At 54.2% G+C, this 380-nt stretch carries 1 pseudogene; it reads right to left on the minus strand.

Annotation, left to right across the window (positions count from 1 at the left end):
- Positions 1-231, minus strand: a pseudogene (locus B7444_RS16060) (IS701 family transposase); the annotation flags it as partial.
- Positions 232-380 lie beyond the last annotated feature (149 nt).

Genomic DNA, 380 nt, shown 5'->3' on the forward strand with positions numbered 1-380 from the left:
AAGCGCCTGCTGCCGCCATGGACCAGGATCTCCTGCGGCTTCCGCTCGCATCCATCCCGTCTTGCGTGGTTCATTGCCAATCAGAACGTCAAGGAAGGCACACGCAGAAGCCGCAACACGCTTCTGCGTGAACAGCGGCGCCATCCGATCCTTGGCGGACCGAAGCAAGCGCGCCCATAATTCCAGCGTCTCTTCAACAGACGCACCGCCACTCATCATATCCTGAATCATGGTTACCCATAGATTCAGAACTCAACACAAAATGCAACTGTAGTGCTAGGCTCAGGACCTGTTAATTCATTGAACTGAGCGAAGCGTTGTGATTCACAGGCTTACCGATGGAGGGTGAGCCAGTGAGTGACATGTTTTTGCTGTCCGAG

The sequence above is a fragment of the Gluconobacter thailandicus F149-1 = NBRC 100600 genome, from assembly GCF_000964465.1.
Classification (GTDB): Bacteria; Pseudomonadota; Alphaproteobacteria; order Acetobacterales; family Acetobacteraceae; genus Gluconobacter; species Gluconobacter thailandicus.